General features: G+C 62.2%; 24 protein-coding genes, 1 tRNA gene and 2 pseudogenes. 9 read left to right on the top strand and 18 right to left on the bottom strand.

Features of this window, described 5'->3' with window-relative positions; all coding sequences use genetic code 11:
* Positions 1-63: 63 nt before the first annotated feature.
* The gene (locus tag AC1DNK_RS03145; RefSeq protein ID WP_310292740.1) at positions 64-819 is read right to left on the bottom strand and encodes an SDR family oxidoreductase; all 756 of its coding nucleotides are present in this window, start codon (positions 817-819) and stop codon (positions 64-66) included.
* A 98-nt stretch (positions 820-917) separates the two neighbouring features.
* On the opposite strand from AC1DNK_RS03145, the gene AC1DNK_RS03140 reads away from it, so the two are divergent.
* Complete coding sequence (locus AC1DNK_RS03140) at positions 918-1,832, top strand: LysR family transcriptional regulator (protein WP_477939239.1); 915 nt, start codon at positions 918-920, stop codon at positions 1,830-1,832.
* Here the strand turns inward: AC1DNK_RS03140 and AC1DNK_RS03135 are convergent.
* Positions 1,829-2,383 carry a hypothetical protein gene (locus tag AC1DNK_RS03135; protein WP_477939238.1) on the bottom strand — a complete coding sequence of 185 codons (555 nt, stop codon included), beginning with the start codon at positions 2,381-2,383 and terminating at the stop codon, positions 1,829-1,831. The genes AC1DNK_RS03140 and AC1DNK_RS03135 overlap by 4 nt on opposite strands.
* 2 nt (positions 2,384-2,385) lie before the next feature.
* Positions 2,386-3,870 carry an IMP dehydrogenase gene (gene guaB / locus AC1DNK_RS03130; protein WP_112513905.1) on the bottom strand — a complete coding sequence of 495 codons (1,485 nt, stop codon included), beginning with the start codon at positions 3,868-3,870 and terminating at the stop codon, positions 2,386-2,388.
* A gap of 297 nt (positions 3,871-4,167) precedes the next feature.
* On the opposite strand from guaB, the gene AC1DNK_RS03125 reads away from it, so the two are divergent.
* Positions 4,168-4,767, top strand: coding sequence for a class I SAM-dependent methyltransferase (locus AC1DNK_RS03125; RefSeq protein WP_477939237.1), 600 nt, complete (start codon positions 4,168-4,170; stop codon positions 4,765-4,767).
* A 43-nt stretch (positions 4,768-4,810) separates the two neighbouring features.
* Here the strand turns inward: AC1DNK_RS03125 and AC1DNK_RS03120 are convergent, their stop codons facing one another.
* Complete coding sequence (locus AC1DNK_RS03120; protein WP_477939236.1) at positions 4,811-5,800, bottom strand: MBL fold metallo-hydrolase; 990 nt, start codon at positions 5,798-5,800, stop codon at positions 4,811-4,813.
* 236 nt (positions 5,801-6,036) lie between these two features.
* Between AC1DNK_RS03120 and AC1DNK_RS03115 the strand changes: the two genes are divergently transcribed.
* Entirely contained in the window at positions 6,037-7,461 is a 1,425-nt protein-coding gene (locus tag AC1DNK_RS03115; RefSeq protein WP_477939234.1) for a DHA2 family efflux MFS transporter permease subunit, read from the top strand.
* 1 nt (position 7,462) lies between these two features.
* Here the strand turns inward: AC1DNK_RS03115 and AC1DNK_RS03110 are convergent, their stop codons facing one another.
* From AC1DNK_RS03110 to AC1DNK_RS03095, 4 genes and pseudogenes are all read right to left on the bottom strand, one after another.
* Complete coding sequence (locus AC1DNK_RS03110) at positions 7,463-7,846, bottom strand: VOC family protein (RefSeq protein ID WP_477939233.1); 384 nt, start codon at positions 7,844-7,846, stop codon at positions 7,463-7,465.
* Between the two features lie 58 nt (positions 7,847-7,904).
* Positions 7,905-8,624, bottom strand: a complete 720-nt coding sequence (locus tag AC1DNK_RS03105; RefSeq protein ID WP_112538160.1) for an RlmE family RNA methyltransferase — start codon at positions 8,622-8,624, stop codon at positions 7,905-7,907.
* A gap of 7 nt (positions 8,625-8,631) precedes the next feature.
* Positions 8,632-9,846, bottom strand: a pseudogene (locus AC1DNK_RS03100) (Ppx/GppA phosphatase family protein); the annotation flags it as partial.
* Between the two features lie 95 nt (positions 9,847-9,941).
* A pseudogene (locus tag AC1DNK_RS03095) lies at positions 9,942-10,170 on the bottom strand (Ppx/GppA phosphatase family protein); the annotation flags it as partial.
* 245 nt (positions 10,171-10,415) lie between these two features.
* Between AC1DNK_RS03095 and AC1DNK_RS03090 the strand changes: the two are divergent.
* Both AC1DNK_RS03090 and AC1DNK_RS03085 read left to right on the top strand, forming a co-directional pair.
* Positions 10,416-10,489, top strand: a tRNA-Gln gene (locus tag AC1DNK_RS03090).
* Positions 10,490-11,073: 584 nt separating this feature from the next.
* Positions 11,074-11,514 (top strand): hypothetical protein, encoded by a 441-nt coding sequence (locus AC1DNK_RS03085; RefSeq protein WP_477939231.1) that lies wholly within the window; start codon positions 11,074-11,076, stop codon positions 11,512-11,514.
* Positions 11,515-11,814: 300 nt separating this feature from the next.
* Here AC1DNK_RS03085 and AC1DNK_RS03080 read toward each other — a convergent pair whose 3' ends face one another.
* The 6 genes from AC1DNK_RS03080 to AC1DNK_RS03055 all read right to left on the bottom strand — a co-directional run bounded on the left by AC1DNK_RS03080 (position 11,815) and on the right by AC1DNK_RS03055 (position 15,914).
* Positions 11,815-12,861: a glycoside hydrolase family 25 protein gene (locus AC1DNK_RS03080; RefSeq protein WP_477939230.1), complete on the bottom strand. Its 1,047-nt coding sequence runs from the start codon at positions 12,859-12,861 to the stop codon at positions 11,815-11,817.
* A 220-nt stretch (positions 12,862-13,081) separates the two neighbouring features.
* On the bottom strand, positions 13,082-13,243 hold the full coding sequence (locus AC1DNK_RS03075; protein ID WP_112387679.1) for a DUF1328 domain-containing protein: 162 nt from the start codon (positions 13,241-13,243) through the stop codon (positions 13,082-13,084).
* A gap of 94 nt (positions 13,244-13,337) precedes the next feature.
* On the bottom strand, positions 13,338-13,877 hold the full coding sequence (locus AC1DNK_RS03070; RefSeq protein ID WP_477939229.1) for a hypothetical protein: 540 nt from the start codon (positions 13,875-13,877) through the stop codon (positions 13,338-13,340).
* A 55-nt stretch (positions 13,878-13,932) separates the two neighbouring features.
* Positions 13,933-14,733, bottom strand: coding sequence for an anti-sigma factor family protein (locus tag AC1DNK_RS03065; protein ID WP_477939227.1), 801 nt, complete (start codon positions 14,731-14,733; stop codon positions 13,933-13,935).
* The gene (locus AC1DNK_RS03060; RefSeq protein ID WP_477939226.1) at positions 14,730-15,335 is read right to left on the bottom strand and encodes an RNA polymerase sigma factor; all 606 of its coding nucleotides are present in this window, start codon (positions 15,333-15,335) and stop codon (positions 14,730-14,732) included. Before AC1DNK_RS03060 ends, AC1DNK_RS03065 begins: the two co-directional genes overlap by 4 nt.
* 42 nt (positions 15,336-15,377) lie before the next feature.
* Positions 15,378-15,914 (bottom strand): tetratricopeptide repeat protein, encoded by a 537-nt coding sequence (locus AC1DNK_RS03055; protein ID WP_310292771.1) that lies wholly within the window; start codon positions 15,912-15,914, stop codon positions 15,378-15,380.
* 167 nt (positions 15,915-16,081) lie between these two features.
* On the opposite strand from AC1DNK_RS03055, the gene AC1DNK_RS03050 reads away from it, so the two are divergent.
* From AC1DNK_RS03050 to AC1DNK_RS03035, 4 genes are all read left to right on the top strand, one after another.
* Positions 16,082-17,134: a type III polyketide synthase gene (locus tag AC1DNK_RS03050; protein WP_477939224.1), complete on the top strand. Its 1,053-nt coding sequence runs from the start codon at positions 16,082-16,084 to the stop codon at positions 17,132-17,134.
* Positions 17,134-17,622 (top strand): isoprenylcysteine carboxyl methyltransferase family protein, encoded by a 489-nt coding sequence (locus AC1DNK_RS03045; RefSeq protein ID WP_477939223.1) that lies wholly within the window; start codon positions 17,134-17,136, stop codon positions 17,620-17,622. Before AC1DNK_RS03050 ends, AC1DNK_RS03045 begins: the two co-directional genes overlap by 1 nt.
* Before the next feature lie 88 nt (positions 17,623-17,710).
* Entirely contained in the window at positions 17,711-18,958 is a 1,248-nt protein-coding gene (locus AC1DNK_RS03040) for an NAD(P)/FAD-dependent oxidoreductase (RefSeq protein ID WP_477939222.1), read from the top strand.
* 124 nt (positions 18,959-19,082) lie between these two features.
* A complete protein-coding gene (locus tag AC1DNK_RS03035; protein WP_477939221.1) occupies positions 19,083-20,303 on the top strand; it encodes a YeeE/YedE family protein in 1,221 nt (406 codons plus the stop codon).
* Here the strand turns inward: AC1DNK_RS03035 and AC1DNK_RS03030 are convergent.
* The 4 genes from AC1DNK_RS03030 to AC1DNK_RS03015 are packed head-to-tail and all read right to left on the bottom strand — an operon-like array spanning position 20,300 to position 23,429.
* Entirely contained in the window at positions 20,300-20,833 is a 534-nt protein-coding gene (locus tag AC1DNK_RS03030) for a gluconokinase (protein ID WP_477939220.1), read from the bottom strand. The genes AC1DNK_RS03035 and AC1DNK_RS03030 overlap by 4 nt on opposite strands.
* Positions 20,834-20,867: 34 nt before the next feature.
* Positions 20,868-21,701 carry a dipeptide ABC transporter ATP-binding protein gene (locus tag AC1DNK_RS03025; protein WP_112387669.1) on the bottom strand — a complete coding sequence of 278 codons (834 nt, stop codon included), beginning with the start codon at positions 21,699-21,701 and terminating at the stop codon, positions 20,868-20,870.
* Positions 21,698-22,537, bottom strand: coding sequence for an ABC transporter ATP-binding protein (locus AC1DNK_RS03020; RefSeq protein ID WP_112387668.1), 840 nt, complete (start codon positions 22,535-22,537; stop codon positions 21,698-21,700). The genes AC1DNK_RS03025 and AC1DNK_RS03020 overlap by 4 nt, the downstream gene beginning before the upstream one ends.
* Before the next feature lies 1 nt (position 22,538).
* Entirely contained in the window at positions 22,539-23,429 is an 891-nt protein-coding gene (locus tag AC1DNK_RS03015) for an ABC transporter permease subunit (RefSeq protein WP_112387667.1), read from the bottom strand.
* Positions 23,430-23,432 lie beyond the last annotated feature (3 nt).

The raw sequence follows: 23,432 nt of genomic DNA, 5'->3' as shown, positions 1-23,432 counted from the left end.
AAGGAAAAGGAAAGCGCTTGCCAGAGGAATGCCCGCCGCGAAAAGACGCAGCGGGCATGAGATTCAGACCTGGGCGATACCGCCGTCGGCAAAGAGCTCGGCACCGGTGACGAAGCTCGAGTCATCGGAGGCGAGGAAGAGCGCGGCGGCGGCAATCTCATCCGCGCGGCCGACGCGGCCCATCGGGACCTGACCGGCCAGCAGATCGAGCAAGCCCTGCTGCTGCGCCTTGTCCTGACCGGCAAGTTCGACGAGACCGGTGGTCTCGGTCGGGCCGGGGCTCAGCGTATTGATGCGGATGCCGCGATCCTTGAGGTCGAGGATCCAGTTGCGCGAGAAATTGCGGATCGCAGCCTTGGAAGCGGCATAGACGCTGAAGGCGGGAGTGCCGGTCGAGCCTGCCGTCGAGCCGGTGAGGATAACGGAGGAGCCTTTGGCGAGCAGCGGCAGCGCCTTCTGCACGGTGAAGAGCACGCCCTTCACATTGCGGCCGAAGGTATCGTCATACTGCTCCTCGGTGATTTCGCCGATCGGAGCGAACGAGCCGCCGCCAGCATTGACGAAGAGCACATCGATGCGGCCGGCTTCCGCCTTCACCTGCGCGTAGAGCCTGTCGAGATCGGCGAGCTTTGCCGAGTCGGCCTGAATGCCGGTGGCATTGCCGCCGATTTCAGCGACGGCTTTCTGCAGTACATCGGCGCGACGGCCGGTGATAAAGACGCGTGCGCCTTCGGCGGCGAAACGTTTGGCGGTGGCAAGGCCGATGCCCGAGGTGGCGCCGGTGATGACGGCAATCTTTCCATTCAGTCTCTGGGTCATATCAGTCGTCTCCTTGTGTTCGACTGATGCTGAGATATGGACGACCAGATCATTTCGGAATAGAAAGAAATGAAAGTCATCATTGCAGATTTGAAACAATGAAATTGCCCGATTTCGAAGGTCTAGCAATGTTTGCCAAGGTGGCGGAGGAACGCTCTTTTGCCCGCGCGGCAAAGACGCTCGGCGTCTCGGTTGCCACCGTCTCGCGCGGTGTCGCCAGGTTGGAAGAACGGCTCGGCGCGCGGCTTTTCAACCGCACCTCCCGGCAGCTGTCGCTGACCGAGTTCGGCGCCCGGCTATCCGATCGGGCATCGCGCATCTATTGCGAAGCGGAAGAGATGGAGAATGCCGCCCGCGAACTCTCCAGCCGTCCGCGCGGGTTGATCCGGCTGGCTGTGCCGATGTCCTTCGGCCTGCGCTGGGTCGCGCCGATCCTGCCCGATTTCTTCGAACAATACCCTGACATCAGCATCGACCTGCATATGAGCGATGCCAGCGTCGATCTCGTCGGCGACGGCTTCGATGCGGCGCTCAGGATCGCCGTGCTGCCCGACTCATCGCTGGTCGCGCGGCGGCTGGCGCCGGTTGCGCCGTTCATTCTGGCCGCACCCGCCTACCTTGAGAAATACGGCTGCCCCGATCATCCACGCGATCTCGCCGCCCATCATCTGCTCGGCTATTCCTACCGGCCGAAGCAGGATGTCTGGCGCCTGAAGAACCGGCAGGGCGATGAGGAATATGTGACGCCCAGCGGGCCGTTGAGAGCGACCAATTCCGAAGCGCTGGTGCCGCTGGCGCTGCGCGGTCTCGGGATCTGCGAACTTCCGGAGTTCCTGGCCAGCGAATATCTGGCGGACGGGCGGCTGAAGGCGATCTTGCCGGACTGGACGCTGCCGAGCGGGGCGCTCTATTTCGTCACGCCATCGGCGCGGGCACGCCCGGCGAAGATCGAGGCACTGTCGGAATTCATGATCGCGCGGCTTTCTAACCCGCCCTGGCGCTGGCCGCGCTAGGCTTCGTCCTTCGGCCCGAAACGGATCAGCGCGAAGCGGATGATGGCGATCACGGTAACGGCGAGCGAGGCGAATTTCAGCTTGGTCAGCCAGGGCAGGATGGTGACCGCGGTGGCCGAAGACGGGCTGCCGCCGAAGGCAATCAGGCTCGATATGTTTTCGGCATAATCGGAAAACACATAGATGAGCGGCAATGCCAGGACGGCTTTTACAAGAGCCGGATGAACCGGCTTGCCGAAATATCGCCCTGTGGTCTCGAGCTTGAGGATGAGACTCAGGAGCAGCATCGCCAGCAAGGCGGGCAACACCAGCTCAGGGCCGAGATACATGGAACGGAGAATTCCATAGGCGGCGGCATTGTCCTTCAGCAAGGCCTGCATGGCCGCGACAGTCGCCTCGTCATAGCCTGCGACATAGCTATCGAGCATGGCGCGGCCGGTTTCGTGCTGAAAGGGCAGGACGAAACCGAAGAGCGCCCAGCCAAAAGCGGCAATGCAGAGAATGGCGAGCAGCCCGATGATGCGGAGCGGTATCCGGCTGCCCGCTGTCATTATCAGACGCCGGAGCCCGGATAGTTCGGGCTTTCGCGGGTGATCGTCACGTCATGCGGATGGCTTTCGCGCAGACCGGCGCCGGAGATGCGCACGAAGGTGGCGCGCTCCTGGAATTCCTTGAGGTCCTTGCCGCCGACATAACCCATGGCAGCCTTCAGGCCGCCTGCGAGCTGGTGGAGCACACCCGATACCGGACCCTTGTAGGGAACCTGGCCCTCGATACCCTCAGGCACGAGCTTCAGCGTGTCGCGGACTTCGGCCTGGAAGTAGCGGTCAGCCGAGCCGCGGGCCATGGCGCCGACGGAGCCCATGCCACGATAGGCTTTGAAGGAACGGCCCTGGTAGAGGTAGACTTCACCCGGGCTTTCGTCGGTGCCGGCGAGCAACGAGCCGATCATGACGGCCGATGCGCCCGAGGCGATCGCCTTGGCAACGTCGCCGGAGAACTTGATGCCGCCATCGGCGATCACAGGGACGTCCTGCGCCTGCGCTGCTTCGACAGCCGACATGATGGCTGCGAGCTGCGGAACGCCGACACCGGCGACGATACGCGTCGTGCAGATCGAACCCGGGCCGATACCGACCTTGACCGCATCCGCACCGGCATCGATCAGCGCCTTGGTGCCATCAGAGGTGGCGACGTTGCCGGCCATGACGCGAACCGAGTTGGACAGCTTCTTGACGCGCGCCACGGCATTGAGAACGCCCTGCGAATGACCGTGGGCGGTATCGACGACCAGAAGGTCGACGCCGGCTTCGATCAGGCGCTCGGCACGCTCGAAACCGTCATCACCGACGCCGACGGCAGCGGCAGCGCGAAGACGGCCCTGCGCATCCTTCGAAGCGTTCGGGTTCAACTGAGACTTCTCGATATCCTTGACGGTGATCAGACCGACGCAGCGGCCTTCGCCATCGACGACCAGCAGCTTTTCGATGCGGTGCGCGTGCAGAAGGCGCTTGGCCTCCTGCTGATCGACATTTTCCTTGACGGTGATGAGGCCTTCGCGGGTCATCAGCTCGTAGATCTTCTGCGAAGGATCGGAGGCGAAGCGAACGTCGCGGTTTGTGAGAATGCCGACGAGGCGGCCGGACTTCTCAACGACCGGGATGCCGGAGATCGAGTACATCTTCATCAGGCCCAGCGCATCGGCGAGCGTCGCATCGGGGCCGATGGTGACGGGGTTGACGACCATGCCGCTTTCGAACTTCTTGACCTGGCGGACCTGCTCGGCCTGCTCGACCGGCGTCAGGTTCTTGTGGATGACGCCGAGGCCGCCGGCCTGGGCCATGGCGATCGCCAGACGGCTTTCCGTGACGGTGTCCATGGCAGACGAAATGATCGGGATATTCAGTTCGAAGTCGGTTGCGATACGTGTCGCGACGCTGGTCTGGCCCGGCAGAACTTCGGAATGACCGGGCTGCAACAGCACGTCGTCAAACGTGAGTGCGTCCAAACCGGTCGGCGTTTCAATGATGCGAGCCATGGCCAATTTCCTTCAAATAAGAAAAATGCGACCCCACCCGGAACGAATCGTCCGCACCGGCGGTGTGCAAGGGTTGCTTTGGAAGTTGGCGAGGGCTGGTAACACGTCTATGACAGGTTGGGAATAGCAAAACGCGAATGCCTGCTGCGCGTCCAGGGAATAGGACGATGTGGCGCATTCCCAGGCCACGCAGCCTTGTTTCCGGCATGTCCGTTTCCCATGTGTCCACGGGCTGGACCGCATTCTCTTCAAGACGACACCATCCGCCAATTCCAACGGGCACTGGAGCTGCAAGCCGTGAACACCACCTGCACATCCTCCGACACGTTTCTATTTCTGCGCGCCTGGCTGCGAAATCCGCTGCGCGTCGCCTCTGCCATTCCGTCGGGCCGCTCGCTGGCCCAGCTCATTACCCAGGAGATCGACCCGGCAGCCGGCCGCGTCATCGAACTCGGGCCGGGCACCGGCGTCTTCACGCGCGCACTGATCGGCCGCGGCGTCGCTGAGAGCGATCTGGTGCTGATCGAGAAAGGACGCGAATTCACCGGCATGCTGGCGGCGCGTTTTCCGCAGGCGGCGATTGTCGAAAGCGATGCAGCGAAGATCGGACAGCTCGATATCGGCGGCCCTGCGGGCGCCGTTGTCAGCGGGTTGCCGCTGCTCTCCATGCCGCCGCGCCAGGTGATGGCGATCCTGGCCGGCGCCTTCAGGCATCTCGGCAGGCAGGGCAAGTTCTACCAGTTCACCTACGGCCCGCGCTGCCCGGTGCCACGCCCGATCCTCGACAGGCTGGGCCTCAAGGCGGTGTTCCTGGGACGGACGATCCAGAATTTTCCGCCGGCTGCCGTGTACCGTATCTCGAAAAGGACCACCCTGCCCTTCTGGCAGGGCGACTGAGCGTTGAAAAAACGGGAGCGGTGTGGGCCGCTCCCGTCTCCCATCAGATATCGAACTGATAGCTCTTGGGGACGAAGCGGTAGCCGGCGCCCTGCTTTTCGACGAAGCCGACCGCCGGGAACGGCATGTGATAGCCGAGGAAGGCGATCTTGTCGGTGGCGATCAGGTCGAACACCTTCTTGCGCGAAGCGGCGGCCTCGGCCTTGTTCATGTCGAAACGCACTTCCCATTCCGGATGCAGCAGCGACAGGATGTAATGGTTTGCCGTATCGCCGGTGAAAACCAGCTGCTTGTTATCGGACTGCGCATGGAAGACCATGTGGCCGGGCGTATGGCCAGGCGCCAGCATCGCGGTGATGCCGCTGACGACGGAATCGCCTTCCTTGATGAAGGTGGTCTTTTCGGCAAAGGGCACGACATTGGCGAGAACAGCCTTGTGGCCGCCTTCGGCCGGCGTCCCCTCGCGGGCCTTGTCGGTCCAGAAATCATATTCCGCCTGACCGGCGACATAGCGAGCGTTCTTGAAAGCCGGGGCGCCGCCTTCCATCATGCCACCGATATGGTCGCCGTGCATGTGGGTGAGCGCCACGACGGTGATGTCGTCGGCGGAATAGCCTGCAGCCTTCAGGCCATCCTGCAGCTTGCCCATGCCACGCTCGCGGGCACCGGCGCCGAAGCCTGTATCGACGAGGATCACATCGGAACCGGTATCGATGATCGCGGGCGAATAGCTGTTCACGAACTTGTCGGCGGGCAGGAAGTTTTCGGTGAGCAGTATCTTCACTGCTTCCGGATCCTGATTGGTGCCGAAGGTTTCGAACGGCTTCTCCAGCACGTTGCTGCCGTCGCGGACAGCGGTGATCTTGAAGGAACCCAGCTTGAATTGATTGATCTCTGGCAATGCTGTCGTCATCTTTGCTTTATCTCCGGTCTCGGCCGCCTGGGCCGGTATTCTCAAAATGGCCGGCGCCGCCAGCAGGCCAAGACCTGCGGCAAAAAGCGTGCGCCGCTTCATCCCCAATGAAACTGCCATATATCCATCCTCCGGCAACGTGCGATCTCTATTCGCACTCATCCCCACGTGCTTGCCGGGCATTTCTGGCCGCGGCGGCGTAAGCATATGTCAATGTTGAAAGGAGAAGTTGTCGAACAAGCCGTCTCACGCAGACGTGAAGCGGATGTGTAGACTTCAGCATTTCCGGGATTGGCAGAGACCGAGCCCGGGACTAAACAGCAGCCGCCCCCAAAGACCATTCAAGGCTTTCGCCTATGAACCGCATCGTTCCGCTGATCCTTGCCGTCGCTCTTTTCATGGAGCAGATGGATTCGACTGTTATCGCCACCGCACTGCCGGCGATCGCCAATGACCTGCATGTCAACCCGATCACCCTGAAGCTGGCGCTGACCTCCTACATGGTGTCGCTGGCCGTCTTCATTCCGATCAGCGGCTGGATGGCCGACAGGTTCGGCGCCAAAAACATCTTCCGGCTGGCCATCGGCGTTTTCGTCGTCGGCTCGATCTTCTGCGCCAGTTCGTCCAATCTCGTCGAATTCGTCTTCGCCCGCTTCCTGCAGGGGATCGGCGGCTCGATGATGACCCCGGTCGGCCGCCTCGTGCTGGTGCGAACGACGCAGCGCAGCGATCTTGTCTCAGCCATGGCGCTGCTCACCATCCCGGCGCTGGTCGGCCCGCTGGCCGGACCGCCGCTCGGCGGTTTCATCACCACCTATTTCAGCTGGCACTGGATCTTCCTGATCAATGTTCCGGTCGGCGTCATCGGCGTGTGGCTGGCGACGATCTTTCTGCCGCATGTCGAGGCGACGCGGCCACCGAAACTCGATGTCATCGGCTTTATCCTGACGTCCGTCTCAGCGGCCGGCGTCGTCTTCGGCCTCTCGGTCGTCAGCCTGCCGGCGCTGCCGCCCGTCATCGGCATCACGGCGACGATCATCGGCCTCATCTGCGGCTGGCTTTACGTCCGCCACGCCAGGAGCCACCCGGCGCCGATCCTGAACCTCGACCTCTTCAAGAACGCCACCTTCCGCGCCTCGACCACGGGCGGCACGCTGTTTCGCATCTGCGTCGGCGCCATGCCATTCCTGACACCGCTGATGCTGCAGCTCGGCTTCGGCCTGACGCCGTTTCAATCCGGCCTCATCACCTTCTCGGGGGCGATCGGGGCGATCACCACCAAGTTCATGGCGCGCCGCGTCTTTGCCGCCGCCGGTTTCCGCTCGACGCTGCTGACTGCGGCGTGCGTGACGACCGTTGTCACCGCCGCAACGGGCTTCTTCACGCCGGAGACCCCGCATCTGGCGATCGTCATCATTCTGCTGATCGGCGGCTTCTCGCGATCGTTCATCTTCACCGGCATCAATGCGCTGGCCTTTGCCGACATCAAGGATTCGGAGGCCAGTCAGGCGACGTCGATGAGTTCGGTGATGCAGCAGATCAGCCTGGCGCTCGGCGTTTCCGTTGCCGCCATGATCCTGGAAACCTGCATCTATTTCCGCGGCGAAGCGCTGCAGGTGGCCGATTTCCACGTCGCCTTCTACGTCATCGCCGCGCTGACGCTCATCGCGATGATCCCGTTCATCCGCATGGACAGGAATGCCGGGGCCGTGGTCTCCGGCCATCGTGGCAAGCCGATCACGCCTGCCGCCATCGAGGCCGAGCAGCAGGCGGTGAAATAGCCTATTCCGGCAACTCGCAGACGGCGCTGAGCTTGTTCCCGTCAGGATCCCTGACATAGGCGGCGTAGAAATTGTCGTGGAACGGGCGAAGGCCCGGTTCGCCTTCGTCCTTGCCGCCAGCGGCGATCGCCGCCGCGTAGAAGGCATCGACATCGGCCCGGCTCGCCGCAGACAGTGCGGTCATCGTGCCATTGCCATTCGACGCGCGGCGCCGGTTGAACGGCGTGACCACCCAGAGCCGGCAGCGGGTATCGCCATCGGCCGAATAGCCGATTTCTTCTTCCGAATAGCGCTGGCAGCGATAGCCGAGCGGCGGCATGATGGCATCATAGAAATGCCGTGCCCGCTCGATGTCATTGGTTCCGAGGGTCAGATAGAGAAGCATGGGTCTGTGATATTCCAAGTCTTGGGACTGTCATAATCGCCCCAGTTCACCCGAAAGATCAAGCTTCCGTAACGTCAACCTGTTTTTGACGGCCTTTGAAGCCCTTGGCGAGCAGGAACATCTCGACCGATTCGGCGCGCGACGATGCCGGCTTGACGTGGACGACCTGCTTGAAATGCTGCTTCAGCATGGTCAAGAGCTCGCGCTCGGTGCCGCCCTGGAAGGTCTTGGTCAGAAAGTGACCGCCTTCACCCAGCACCTCGATGGCGAAATGCGCTGCGACCTCGCAGAGATGCATGGTGCGCAGGTGATCGGTGCGGTGATGGCCGGTGGTCGGCGCCGCCATGTCGGAGATGACGAGATCGGGCGTGCCGCCGACGGCTTCCATCAGCGCTTCAGGCGCCGATGGATCCAGGAAGTCGAGCTGCAGAACCTTGACGCCCGGAAGCTGCGTCATTTCCAGGAAGTCGATGGCCGCGACGCGGATATCCTCGTCGGTCGAACCGGTGACCTTGGCGGCGATCTGCGACCAGCTGCCCGGAGCGGCGCCCAGATCGATGATGCGGCGGGCGCCCTTGAGGATGTTGTACTTCTCGTCGATCTCCAGCAGCTTGAAGGCCGCGCGGGCGCGATAGCCCTCGAGCTGCGCGCGCTGCACATAGGGATCGTTGATATGGCGCTGCAGCCACTGGCGCGACGACGCCTTCATCTTCTTGTTCTTGACGCGCTGGCCGAGCTTGCGGCCGGTGCGGTTGCCCGCAATGGGTGCCTTGGTCATTGTTCTCTTACCTTCCACGCTGGCCGCGGCGATTGCGGTGACGGCGCCAGACGCCATCATCCGCCATCATGTCGGTCAACAGGCCTTCCCTCAAGCCGCGATCGGCAACGCGCATGCGCGGGCTCGGCCAGCGGCGGCGGATGGCTTCCAAAATGGCGCAACCGGCCAGAACCAGATCGGCCCGGTCGGGGCCGATGCACGGATTGGCGGCGCGGCTTGCAAAATCCCACGACAGGAGCTTCGCCTGCATGGCCGAAACTTCGTCATCCGACAACCAGATACCATCCACCTTGCGGCGGTCATAGCGCGGCAGATCGAGATGGACGCCGGCAAGCGTCGTCACCGTGCCCGATGTGCCGATCAGATGGAAATCGGTCGACTGGGCAACCTCGATATCGGGGCAATCGAAACCGGAGAGCATGCCCGCGACTTCGCTGACCATGCCTTCGAAGACATCAGGCGTCACGTCCCTGCCGCCATGGCGCTCGGACAGCGTGACGACGCCGACCGGCAGCGAGGTCCAGTGGGTGATGTGATTCGCGAGACGGCTGAATCGGTTTTCGCCGATGCGGATGACGGCGATCTCGGACGAGCCGCCGCCGATATCGAACAGCACGACTGAGCGGGTTTCACGCCCGACAAGCGACGAGCATCCGGAGACCGCAAGCCGGGCTTCGGTTTCGCGGTCGATGATTTCGAGATCCAGACCGGTTTCGGCAACGACGCGCTCCAGGAACGCTTCGCCGTTCGATGCCTGGCGGCAGGCTTCGGTGGCGATCAGCCGCATACGGCGGATTTCGCGGTTCTTCAATTTGCCGGCGCAGACGCGAAGCGCATCGACGGCGCGATCCATCGCTTCGTCGGAGAGACGGCCGCTGGCCGCCAGCCCCTCGCCGAGGCGAACGATACGCGAAAAGGCATCGACGACGCGGAACTGGCCCGGACGTGTCGGCTGGGCAATCAACAGGCGGCAATTGTTGGTGCCGAGGTCGAGCGCTGCATAGAGCTCGTCCGGCCAGGGATGTTCGAAGCCGTGATGCTCGCGTTCGCCGGCGCGATGCGGGCGTGGCTGGTCGCCGCTTCGCGCATCGGCATGACTGTTCGCCCGGGCGGACGGCTGATTTGCAGCAGACGATGGCTGGGAAGCGGTCTTCTCCGGCGTCAGCGGACGGCCCTGCAGGCCGCGCTTTCCGCGATGCTTGCGCCGGTTGCGGCGCGAGGCATGCTCCGAATCGCCAGATGGATTCGCCGCACTGTCGGCAACCTTCTGATGCTGGATGGCGGCCTGCGGTGCCACGCCGGTTTGCGGCACAGCATTGCCACGGCGGCGGCGCTTGCGCTTGCGGGACGGATTCCCTGCGGTGTTTTCCGTTGGGCGCGCAGCGTCTCCAGAGGATCCGGAGGCGGTCTGCGAAGCGGCCTGGGGCGCGTTGCGGTTCTGACCGCCACGTTTTCCCTTGCGGCGCCTGGACTTTTTGCCGTCCTTGCGCTGTGCCGCTGGCGCCCCGTCAAATTGCGGCTTGGCGCCGCCTTCGGGGTCTTCCACGTTGTTTTTCCACGCGCCGCGCAAGGCCTGAACGGTATGCTGCTGGCGCTCATTAGATTTTTGCGTTGCCGCAAGAATACCAGCGCATGCCAAAATCACCAAATTCTTTTTGAAAACAGTTTTAGAAGCCCCTGAAACGCATCCTCCACATGCCCTGAAATTTTTTCAAAACAGCTATTTGCATTCCGCCGCGATTTGGTTATAAGCCCCGCACGACAGCGAAGCGGCCGACGCGCCGCTCCTGCTGGGGAATAGTTCAATGGTAGAACGACGGACTCTGACTCCGTTAATCTTGGTTCGAGTCCAGGTTCCCCAGCCAAATTTTTCCGGCTGACGTTTCCATCGTAGTATCGGAACATTTTGTGACGATTCGGGACTCGTGTTCGTGCTTTAAGTTTCCGGCTTTCACTCTCGGGAAGCCCGGCGTTTCGATTGAGATATGCCTCGTTGTACGGGGCTAAGCCCATCCCTTCACAGCAAGTTCTTCTATAGAGGGCCGACAGCTATTTTCGGGGATAGTTTAGGGCATTGAGCGGTTGGACCGCGGTCTGCCGGCGCCCTTACAATTGGGAAACCGCTGAAAGTCACCGCGAGACATGTGCAACGCAAGAGCGATCTTCGAGAAGGGCTATCGACAATCGCCTGTGCCTCTGCTTGGCTAGGACTAGCAGAGCTGATGAGGGGGCGATCAATGTCATTCAGGGAATATCTCAATCAGAGAGCCGTAACCAACACTCCAGCAGGCGACTTCACGAAGGACGCTAGACGTGATCCGAACATGCCGGACGCGAAATCGTGGTCTGAGTTAAGGGAGTACCTGCTGAAAGTGGCACGTGTCGATGGCGTGATTCCTGCCGACTACCAAGTATGGCGAGGATATCAACGTCGCCTGAGGAATTTCTGATGGTCGATATTGCTGCTGCATTGGGCTTCTTGGGGCAAGCGATCGGAATTGCGAAGGACCTACGCGAGATCGACAAAGGCTTCGATGCCGGCGAATTTAAAGCACGGATGGCAGATCTTTACGGCTCTCTGGCTGAGGTGAAGATGGCGCTCGCCGACGCACAAGAAGAATTGAGGGCGAAGGACAAAGCTATCGCTGAGCTACGCGGCAACTTCGAAAAGAAAGCAGATCTCATCGAACGAAATGGCTACAAGTATGAGAAAGGCCGGGACGGCCAGCCGCAAGGCTTGCCGTTCTGCCCCCGCTGCGAGCAGAATCTTGGAAGGTACTATCGATTAGTCCAGACAGCTGGTCCTCGGGGCCAAGTGAAGTGCCCTGAATGCAAAAGCGACTATGCCCATGTCACCGGATTCAATTGGAGGGAGGCTGACGCTCCTTAAGTCTCTGATGAAACGCTTCACCTAATGCTCCGGCCAGAAAGCTCGGTAGGCTGCTCATTCGTGTTTAATGAACGCACAGTAGCCGAAGGAATGCTGGCGCAGAATCGATGATAGCGGGGGCCTTCGGACCGAAAGTTGCAGCGCGAAATTCTCAACAGACTTGCTGGGCTGCCCCATGATGAGGGTATCTTCGCGGCGCCTTCATGCTGCTCTTAAATGCTACTTCTACCGTTACCCGGGAGAGTAGCTCCACTGTTGCATCTATCTCGAGTGCAACCGGAAAGCATGGTCGACGCCCCCTCACCCCTCCCGCGACGCAGCAAACTCGTGCCATTCCGCCTCGGACCCATGGAACACGTTCAAGTCAATCTTGCCCTCCACACCCTGCGATAGCCCTGAACCCGAATACTGCCAGAGCATCCAGCGGCGGCCGGGATAGACTTGGGCCGGGTGGGCGGCGACGGAGCGGAGCCAGAAGGGGTGGCTTGGGAACTGGCCGCGCAGGTTGTCGCGGTAGAAATCGGGCGCCGTGTAGATGATCGGGCGCTTGCCGTAATAGCGCTCCAGCTTGTCCATGAAGACCTGCATCTTTTCGACGACGCGCTCGGGTGACGGGCGGCGCTTGCAGCTGGATTCGCCGTTCCACTCGACGTCGATGACAGGCGGCAGGGCATCGGGATCGCGCGGCACGTTGCGCATGAACCAATCGGCCTGTTCGCCGGCGGTGCGGCACCAGTAGAAGAAGTGATAGGCGCCGCGCTTCATGCCAGCGGCCTTGGCGCGCTGCCAGTTGGTGCGGAACATCGGATCAAGATGGTCGCCGCCGTCGGTGGCCTTGATATAGGCGAAGTTGGCGCCCTGGGTTCTAAGCGTCGCCCAGTCGATATTGCCCTGCCAGCGCGAGACATCGACGCCGTGGACGGCGAGCTTGCGCGGCGATGCGCGGCCGAAATTGATCGGCTTGGCATCGCGGAACTGGTGGGCATAGATGCGCGAGCGGGTGCGCGAGGCGAATGCGGGTTCGGCCATCGGCACCGGTGCTGCCATCAGCGCTTCCGGGCGCTCGGCGGGAACCGGGGCGCCGACGACGCGATTGACGGGCTCGAAGGCCTGCGGCTGCGGCACCTGGCCTGCCCAGGCCAGCTCTTCCTGATGCGGCATGGGGGCTGAGGGCGCGGCCTGCGCATAAACGGGCGCGGCCGGAACCGGAGCGGGCGGCGGGGAAACCGAGCTCGTCGTTTCCTTCGACACCACACCGGAAACCAGACCCTCGGGGGTCGTGCTGGATGCGCAGCCCGAGATCGTCAGGCAGGCAAGAAAGATCGCAGGAACAGCCGAAAAACGCATGGAACCCGTACACAACACAGAAAACGACATTGGCTTCATCAGGCCCGAACGGGGCCGGATGAATGGCTAACGGCAGTTTACCGGGAAATGTTGAATCCAATCTTTACGCCGGAATTTTCCGGACGGGCGTGTCATTTTCGCACGCAAGCACTTGTTAAAGATACAGAAAACCCGGCGTTTCACCGCCGGGCCGGGATGCGATCCTGTTCGTTCGCTGCCGTCAGCGGCGCATCAAGCGCATGACGAGCGAGACGACGAAGAGAACCAGGAATATGAAGAAAAGAACCTGCGCGATGGACGCCGAAGCGCCTGCAATGCCGCCGAAGCCGAGCACGCCGGCAATCAGTGCCACGACGAGGAATACCAGAGCGTAATACAGCATGGCGATCTCCTATGCGTTGGACTGACATAATAACGGCCGCCCAAGGACTTAGTTCCATGGGCGGCCGCTTCAGAATGAGATTTCGCGTGAGCTGTCAGCCGAAATTGAAGAGCGCGCGTTCGGCGCGGTCGCCCTGATCGGGCGCCGGCGGCTCGGCGGCATCCAGATAGAACTTGACCGGCGCCGTCAGCACGAACCAGACGCAGGCGCCGGCCATGAAGGCGTGTCCAACAGGATCATCGCTGCCCGCCAGAAACGGCAGGCCGCCCGATACCGAAAGCACTGTCATGCGTAGCGACCATTCGGCCTCGCGCTTGGAAACCGCGCGGGCGCGGGCCGACTTGTATTGGCGGGCGTCATAGGGGTTGGATTTCTTCAGCCGCAGAAGCTTGCGCAGCGACGGCAGAGCGAGCGCCAGGAGAGCCGCGAGGCTGAGCGCCAGCGGCATGCCCGACAGCCCATACCAGCAGCCTGCCGTCAGAAGCGAGATGACGATGAGATTCCAGACCGGCTCCAGCCGTTCCGGCGCCTGGCCGGTACGGATATGCCATGCCCTGAGCACGCTCGCCGCGCCGTCCAGCAACGGCTCGTCGATATAACGATTGATCCAGTTCACGCTGATGCGCCCCTTCATTAGGAGAGGCTCAGGCAAAACCACGCAAAACCGGCATGAAGATGGCGAGACGGCCTCAAGCCGTCAGTTTTGGCCTCACCGCATCGGCAATTTCGCGCATCCGATCGACCGGCGCATGGCCGATCAGCATGAAGGCGTGGGTGGCCGTCGACCAATAGATTACGTTCATGCCCTTGCGCCCCTCGATATCGGGCTGCTTCGCCCCCTTGTCAGAGCGGATGATGCAGAGCGCCATCGGCCCGCTCTCGGGATCGAGATAGGCGATCTGCGCCAGGGGATGATCGTCATATTCGAGCAGCTGGGCGCGCTTGAAATCGACGCCCGGCAAGGCCACCGTTTCAGGCGAGAGGTTCAGTCCAAGCTTCCCATCGACGCGGGCAAGCTGCGCGGTCTGGACATCGGCCGGCGGCACCGGACCGGCCAGCGTATCCGGGGTATAAAGCGCGATATATTCGGCGACGACGCTGCGCCACTCGCTGCCTTCGTCCTTGCCGATGCTGCGGCCGATGCCGAGATAGGCGCGGTCGGCGATGATGCCGACAGCAAGCGATGCGGCGAGCGCGCCGAAGAGGCCGCGGCGGGTGATGGTGGAGCGCTCCGCGCTCGCAGACATAGCAGCGGGCGCCGGGATCGCGGCAAGCATCGCCTCGAGCTTCTGCTTCGGCGCCTCGTCGAGCAGCGGCGCGAAAGCTTCGCTGAACGGCATGCTGCCATTGGCCAGGAACTCGATGCGGGCAGCCACTTCCTCGTCTTCATTGGCCAAGGCTTCGATGCGCGCCATCTCCGGCTGCGGCAGTTCGCCGTCAAGAAAGGCGGTCAGCTCTTCGTCGGAAGGCATGCGGATATTGCTGGTCATGGGCGCCCTCCTTCGGCTGTTTCGGCGGAGAGCCTGGCGCGGGCGGCGGCAAGGCGGCTCATCACGGTTCCGATCGGTATGTTCAAGATTTCCGCGACCTCACGATAGGCGAGCCCTTCGACATAGGCCAGGAAGACGGCGCTGCGCTGGGCCTCCGGCAAGGCATCGACCTTGCGCAGCAACTGGGCGGCGGCGACATGCGTTTCGGTCGCCCCTGCCCCATCGAAAACCAGGGTTTCCTCGGCATCGGCAAAGCCTTGGCCCTGCCGCACCTTGCTGGCCCTGATCTCGTTCAGCCAGATGGAATGGAGAATGGAAAACAGCCAGCGGTCCAGCCGGGTGCCCGGCTCGAACTGCGCGGCACGCTCCAGCGCCCGCACGCAGGTCTGCTGCACCAGATCCTCGGCGACATCCCGCTTGCGCGACAGCACGAGACCGTAACGCCAGAGCCGGGAGAGGTGCTCCGTCAGGCCCGTCCTGATATCCGCTTCGCTCGCGATGGCCGCCTCCGCGCATGCTGTTTTCGGCGGCGCCGCCGGGATGACCGGCGACTCCGATTTTTCGCGACTATAGGCAAGAAACGGGGCGTGTGCGACCGCCATCAGAGCAATCCTTTGCAGCCGGCTTCGCCCATGTGCCGATCCTCAGATTTTCGAGGGGTCGATGATCGCGGCGTTCAGATCCTGGTATTCTTCGCAATCCGTGCCGCAGATCGTCTTGATCGTTGCCAGCTGGTCCTTGGCCATGTCGAGCTGGCCCTTGATGACATAGGCTTCGCCGAGATATTCGCGGACCTTGGCATATTGCGGATCGAGCTTCACAGACTGCAGGTAATAAGAAATGCCTTCATCGGTGCGGCCGAGCTTGCGGGTGGCATAGCCGCGGTAGTTCAGGACTTCGGCGTTGTTCTGATCCTTGACAGTGTCGAGCATGGCGAGCGCCTCATCGAAACGGCCGCTCTTTGCCAGCGAATAGGCATAGTCGGTGCGGTTTTCATCGGTGATGTTGGCGCTGCTCTGCTTCACGCACTTCTTGGCCTTCTTGTCGTAGACCTCGCCCTTCTTGCAGACCGGCATGGTCTCGCTGTCGTCGCCTGCGGCGAAGACCGGGACGGAAAGTGCTGCCGCGGCGATAAAGCCGCCGAGGACGAGAGAAGCGATACGGACAGTTGTGGTCGTCATGGGAACATCTCCAGGAAAATGACGTTGCACACCGAGAACACCGGTCATCGGGATTTTATTCGGCGGGGTCATTCATTTTTTCGCATCACCTTTTCGTGACGGCGGGAGGCCGAATAAAGCGGCTCTAAGTAGTGTTCTCCAGCGCCGGGTGCATAAAGGAGAACTCCGTGAACGAACGGGTGACATTGCTTAGCGTTGCGACTGCCGTGCCTGAAGCCATCATCACGCAAAGCGAGGCGGCGGCGACGTCAGCCCGCCTTTTTGCGCACCGGTTCAAGGATTTCAGGCATCTCGCCGGGGTTTTCGAGAATGCCGGGATCAATAAGCGCCATGCGGCCCGGCCGCTTGCCTGGTTCGAGGACAATCACGGCTGGCCGGACAGGATGGCCGCCTATGCGGAGGTTGCCGGTCAGCTCTTTGCAGAAGCGGCAGCAAAGGCTCTCGCCGGCGCCGGGCTGGAGGCAGGCGACATTGATTGCGTCGTCACCGTCTCCTCGACGGGGATCGTCACCCCGAGCCTCGATGCTCGGCTGGCACGGCAGCTCGGATTTCGCGCCGATATCGAACGTGTTCCGGTCTTCGGTCTTGGTTGTGCGGCCGGCGTTTCCGGGCTTGGCATCGCTGCGCGGCTGGCGGCGGTGCGGTCCGGCAAGACGGTGCTCTTCGTCGCGATCGAGCTCTGCACGCTGGCTTTCCGGCTGGACGAACTGACCCGGCCGAACATCATCGCGACAGCGCTTTTTGCCGATGGCGCTGCGGCCTGCATCCTGCGGAGCGGAGACGGCGGCATCGCCGAGATCGAATCGTCAGGCGAGCACCTGTTTCCCGATACGCTCGACATCATGGGCTGGAAGATCGACGACACCGGCTTCGGCATCATCCTGGCGCAATCGCTGCCGCCATTCGCCGAGCGCGAACTGGGGCCTGCGATCGACGGCATTCTCGCTCGCAACGGGCTGGCACGCGCCGATATCGGCCACTTCATCTGCCACCCGGGCGGCACGAAGGTTCTGGGTGCTATGGAAGCGACGCTGGGGCTCGAACAGGGTTCGCTCGACCATGAGCGCGCCGTGCTTTCGGAATACGGCAACATGTCCTCGCCGACAGTGCTTTTCGTGCTGGAGCGCGCGATTGCCGCCGGTCTGCCGGAGCGCGCGGCGATGATCGCCATGGGGCCGGGCTTTTCGGCAAGCTGCGTGACCTTGCGGAGGATCGGCTGATGGGCGCTTCTTTGCTGCTTCTTGCTTTCGTCACGCTGCAGCGGCTGGCGGAACTGCTGATTGCGAAGCGGAACACGCTTGCCCTCTTTGCCCGCGGCGCACGGGAGGCCGGGGCGGATCATTATGCCTACATGGTCGCCCTGCATGCGGCATGGCTTGGCGGCCTTTGGCTGCTTGCGCCCGGCAAGCCGGTCCAAGCGGGTTGGCTTGCACTCTTCCTGGTGCTGCAGGCCTTGCGGATCTGGGTGCTCTTCACGCTGAGGGGACGCTGGACGACGCGGATCATCATTCTGCCCGGCGAGACGCTGGTCAGAGCCGGTCCCTACAAGCTCCTCAACCATCCGAACTATGTGATCGTCGCGGGCGAGATTGCCGCACTGCCGCTTGCCTTCGGCATGCCCGCCTACGCAATCCTGTTCTCGGTTTTGAACGCCATGATGCTTGCCGTTCGCATCCGCGTTGAAAATGCCGCGTTGAGAGGGCAATGAAATTGAAATGAAACGCGATTTTTCATTTGCACCATCGCCAGCCTAAGGGCATTTTCGGGCTTGGGAACTCATTGGGTTGCAAGGAAAAATGACAAAGACTGCAATCGTGCTTGGTGCCGGCATCATCGGCGTTTCGACAGCCATCCACCTACAACGCCGCGGCTGGCAGGCGGTGCTGGTTGATCGCAAGGCACCGGGTAACGAAACATCCTTCGGCAATGCCGGCCTCATCCAGCGCGAGGGCGTCGTTCCCTACGGTTTTCCGCAGCAGGTGGGGCTGTTGCTGCGCTATGCGCTGAACAACCGCATCGACGCGCATTATCACCTGAAGACGCTGCCGAAGCAGGTCGCCTTCCTCGCCCGCTACTGGTGGAATTCCAATGCCCGCCGGCACGACGCCATCACCCGCGCCTATGCGCCGCTGATCGAGAATTCGGTGCTTGAACACAAGGACCTGATTGAGGCGTCGCATGCCGAAGCGCTGATCCGCAAGGATGGCTGGATGCGGGTGTTTCGCACCGCCGAGAAATACGACCAGGCGATTGCCGAAGCCGCACTCTGGGAACGGGAATTCGGCGTCGAGTACGACAAGTTGAGTTCAGCCGATGTCGCGCGCATCGAGCCGGGCCTGATCCAGAACTTCACCGGCGGCCTGCGCTGGCGCGATCCGTGGTCGGTTCTCGATCCGCATGCGCTGACGGCGGCTTACTGCGCCTATTTCGAAAGCATCGGCGGCCGTTTCGTCAGCGGCGATGCAAACTCGCTCGGACAGGCAGCCTCGGGTTGGCGCATCTCCACGGCAGAAGGCCCGCTCGATGCAGATGATGCGGTGCTGGCACTTGGTCCCTGGGCCGAGGTCGCGACCAAGCGGCTCGGCTATTCCTTCCCGCTCGGCGTCAAACGCGGCTACCACATGCATTACTCCGCGCAGGGCAATGCCGTTCTCAACAACTGGACACTGGATGCCGAGCGCGGCTACTTCCTGGCGCCGATGAACAAGGGCATCCGCCTGACGACGGGTGCGGAATTTGCGACGCTCGACGCCCCGAAAACGCCGGTGCAGCTTGACCGCGCCGAGAGGGTGGCGCGCACGATCTTCCCGCTCGGCGAGCGGCTGGACCCCGAACCCTGGATGGGCGCGCGCCCCTGCACGCCTGACATGATGCCCATCATCGGCAAGGCGCCACGGCATAATGGATTATGGTTTGCCTTCGGCCATGCGCATCACGGGCTGACACTCGGACCGGTCACCGGCAGAGTGCTGGCGGAGCTGATGACCGGCGAAAAACCGTTTATCGATATCTCAGCCTACTCGCCGCAGCGTTTCAATCCTTAAGCACTTGCGCAGACTGGCCTTTTTCCGCCAGATGAATCCGCATCAGGGGCTTTTCAGGAAATGGGATTCCTCCAAAACCAGCACCTGAAGTTCTAGTATTGCGCTAGAATTTCAGGAGAACCCCATGTCTATCGCTTCACCCAGCATCCCCGGCATCAAGGAGCCGTCGCTCGGCACGCCGGGGCTCGGCTCGATCATCGTGCTCGTTCTTGGCACCCTGCTGCTCGGTTATTTCTACGGACCGGCACAAGGCGCCCTCTTCCTCGTCGGCGGCGCTCTCGGTATCGCGCTCTACCATGCCGCCTTCGGCTTCACCTCCGCCTGGCGCGTGCTGATCCTCGATGGGCGCGGCCGGGGCTTGCGGGTGCAGATGATCCTGCTTGCGATCGCCGTCGTGCTGTTCTTCCCGTTCCTGGCAAGCGGCACGCTGTTCGGCCATGAAGTGAAAGGCTCGGTTTCGCCGGCCGGTCTCGGCGTTATCGTCGGCTCCTTCATGTTCGGCATCGGCATGCAGCTCGGCGGCGGTTGCGCTTCCGGCACGCTGTTCACCGCCGGTGGCGGCAACGCCCGCATGCTGATCACGCTGCTGTTCTTCATCATCGGTTCGGTGCTCGGCACGGTCAATTTCGACTGGTGGGTGAGCCTGCCGTCGCTGCCGCCGACCTCGCTGGTGCAGAGCTTCGGCGCTGTGGGCGGTATCGCAGTATCGCTGGCGATCTTCGCAGCCGTCGCCTGGATCAGCGTCATCGTCGAGAAGCGCTGGCACGGCTCGCTCGAGCAACCAGCCCCCTCGCCGCGCCAGGGCCTTTCGCGCTTCCTGCGTGGTCCCTGGCCGCTCGTCCTCGGTGCGGTGGCACTGGCGCTGCTGAACTTCCTGACGCTGGCCATCGCTGGCCGTCCGTGGGGTATCACGTCGGCCTTTGCGCTCTGGGGTGCGAAGGGTGCGCTGCTGCTCGGCATCGATCCGACCGCCTGGGCCTACTGGCAGACGCCTGCCAATGCAAAGGCGCTTTCCGACAGCGTCTTTGCCGATATCACCTCGGTCATGGATTTCGGCATTATTGCCGGCGCGATGCTGGCCTCCTCGCTCGCCGGCCGTTTCTCGCCGAGTTGGGATATTCCGCTGCGCTCGGTCGTTGCCGCTGTCGTCGGCGGTCTGCTGCTGGGCTATGGGGCGCGCATCGCCTATGGCTGCAATATCGGCGCCTATTTCTCCGGGATCGCATCCGGCAGCCTGCATGGCTACCTCTGGGCGTTCTCTGCCTTTGCGGGGAATATCGTCGGCGTGAAGTTCCGTCCGTTCTTCTTCCTGGAGAAGAAGAACCTGCGCCGCATCGACGGCTAGGAAATACCGAGCGGCGCGAGCTTCATTCGCGCCGCTTCCGCGATCGCGTCGACCGTGCCGTCGATATCGACGGTGACGACACCGGGTTCGCCGGTCGGAACCTCAAGCGTTGCAAGCTGGCTTTCCAAGAGCGATGCCGGCATGAAGTGGCCGGTGCGATGGCCCATGCGGTCCATCAGCAGTTCCTTCGAACCTTCCAGATAAACGAAAAAGAGATTGCCGCCGGCAGCACTGCGAAGCCGTTCGCGGTAGATGCGCTTCAGCGCCGAACAGGAAACGATGACACCCTCGCCTTCTGAGAGCGCGGACTTGATCGTCTGGCCGATCACATCCAGCCAGGGCATGCGGTCCTCGTCGGTGAGCGGAATGCCCTTCGACATCTTCTCGACATTGTAGCGCGGATGCAGTGCATCGCCTTCAACGAAACGGAGGCTCAACGCCTCCGCCAGTTTCTCGCCGATCGAGGATTTGCCGGAGCCGCTGACGCCCATGACGATGATGGCATGGGGCTTGCGGTCATTCTCCGGCATCTCTGATCCTCTGTGTTCCGGCTATTTTTATGCCTCAGGAGGCAGCAGCAGCCTTGCGGGCCAGACGCGCCCGGATGGTTTCGACATCGGCCCGCGGCGTCGCCGCAAACAGCGTCTTGGTATAGCTGTGTTGCGGATCGCTGAAGACCTGATCGCGGCTACCGTATTCGACGGCTTCGCCGAAATACATCACCATCACGTCGTCTGCCATGTAGCGAACGACCGAGAGGTCGTGGCTGATGAAGACGTAAGTCAGGTTCAACTCGTCCTGCAGGTCGGCGAGCAGGTTCAGCACCTGTGCCTGCACCGAGAGGTCGAGGGCCGAGACCGGCTCATCGAGAACCAGAAGCCGCGGGTTCAGCATCAACGCACGCGCGATGGCGATACGCTGACGCTGGCCGCCGGAGAACATGTGCGGATAGCGGTTGAAGTGGATCTCCTGGAGACCGACCTTTTTCAACATCGCCATCGCCAGTTCCTGCCGTTCGGCAGCGGGCGTCTTGGTGTTGATGATCAGCGGCTCCATCAGGATGTCGCCAATCTTCTTGCGCGGGTTCAGCGAACCATAGGGGTTCTGGAAAACGATCTGAACCTTGCGGCGGATTTCCGGCGTCAGATCGCCGGCGGCGATATCGACCTTCTTGCCGTCGATCATCAGTTCGCCCGCCGTGGCAGGGTCGATCATCGTGACAATACGGGCAAGCGTGGACTTGCCGCAGCCGCTTTCGCCGACGATTGCCAGCGTCTTGCCCTGCTCGACCTTGAAGCTCACGCCCTTGACGGCATGAACGGTCTTTGCCTGCTTGAAGAGGCCGCCCGGGAGATAGTAGTCGCGGACGATATTCTTGGCTTCGAGGACTGGCGTCATTGTGCCGCTCCCTGATTGAAAAGCTCGCCGATGGTCGGCAGGCGATCACCGGTGGCGTTGTCTGGAAGAGCGGCGAGCAGAGCGCGGGTATAATCGCTCTTCGGCGCTTCGAAGAGCGACAGGACGTCGGCCTCTTCCATCTTGCGGCCCTTGTACTGAACGATGACACGATCGGCCGTCTCAGCGACCACGCCCATGTTGTGGGTGATCATGATCAGGCCCATGCCGTGCTCACGCTGCAGACGCATCAAGAGATCGAGGATCTGCTTCTGGATCGTCACGTCGAGCGCGGTGGTCGGCTCGTCGGCGATCAGGAGCTTCGGATTGCAGGCGATCGCGATGGCGATCATGACGCGCTGGCACTGGCCACCCGACATCTGGTGCGGGAAGTGGTTGAGCCGCTCCGCCGGGTTCGGAATACCGACAGCTTCGAACAGTTCGATCGCACGCTTGCGGCGCGCGGCCTTATCGAGGCCGAGGTGGATCTTCAGAACTTCCTCGATCTGGAAGCCCACCGTGAAGCACGGATTGAGGCTGGCGATCGGTTCCTGGAAGATCATCGACATGTCCTTGCCGATGATCTGGCGGCGCTGGGCGCCGGACATGCCGAGCAGGTTCTGGCCGTCAAAGACCATCTTGTCGGCGGTGACCTTGGCGGTCCAGGGCAGAAGGCCCATGGCAGCCAGCATCGAGACCGACTTGCCGGAACCGGATTCGCCGACGATAGCGAGAACTTCGCCCGGATCGACCTTCAGCGAGACGCCGTCCACGGCGCGGAAAGCACCTGTCGACGTCTGAAACTCGACGACGAGATTTTCGATTTCGAGAAGTGCCATATCAGGACCTCTTCAGCTTGGGGTCGAGCGCATCACGCAGGCCGTCACCCATGAGGTTGATGGCAACAACGGTGATGAGGATCGCCAGACCCGGGAAAGTGACCACCCACCAGGCGCGCTGGATGAATTCACGCGCTTCGGCAAGCATCGTACCCCATTCGGGTGTCGGCGGCTGTGCGCCCATGCCGAGGAAGCCGAGGGCGGCTGCGTCGAGGATGGCCGCCGAGAAGGCAAGCGTTGCCTGAACGATCAGCGAAGCCAGGCAGTTCGGCAGGATGGTCTTGAACATCAGCCGCAGCGTGCCGGCACCGGCAACGCGGGAAGCTACGACATATTCCTTCTCGCGCTCACTCATGACGGCAGCACGCGTCAGGCGGACGAAATGCGGCTGGTTGACGATCGAGATGGCGATCATCGCATTGGTGAGACCCGGGCCGAGGACTGCGACCAGCACGAGGGCGAGCAGCAGCGACGGGAAGGCCAGGATGATGTCCATCAGGCGCATGATGACGATATCGACGCGGCCACGGAAATAGCCGGCAACAAGGCCAATCAGCACGCCAGCGACAACCGACAGAGTGACGACGACGACGCCGATGAACAGCGAGAAACGTGCGCCATAGATCAGACGCGACAGGATATCACGGCCGACGGCATCAGTGCCGAGCGGATAGGTGAAGCTGCCGCCGTCCATCCAGAACGGCACCGACAGCAGCAGCTGGCGGTTCTGCTCATCAGGGGCATGCGGCGCGACGATCGGTGCGCCGATGGCTATGACCAGGATGAAGAGGAAGATGAAGAGGCCGATGACGGCGCCCTTGTTTCGCGAGAAATAGTACCAGAACTCCGCAAGGACGGATGGCTGGCCGGTTTTTGTGCTTACCGTGCTCATGAG

It is taken from the genome of Rhizobium sp. 01N424 (assembly GCF_056399485.1).
Note: the sequence above shows the minus strand (reverse complement) of the source record. Positions and strands in the feature narration are given on the sequence as shown.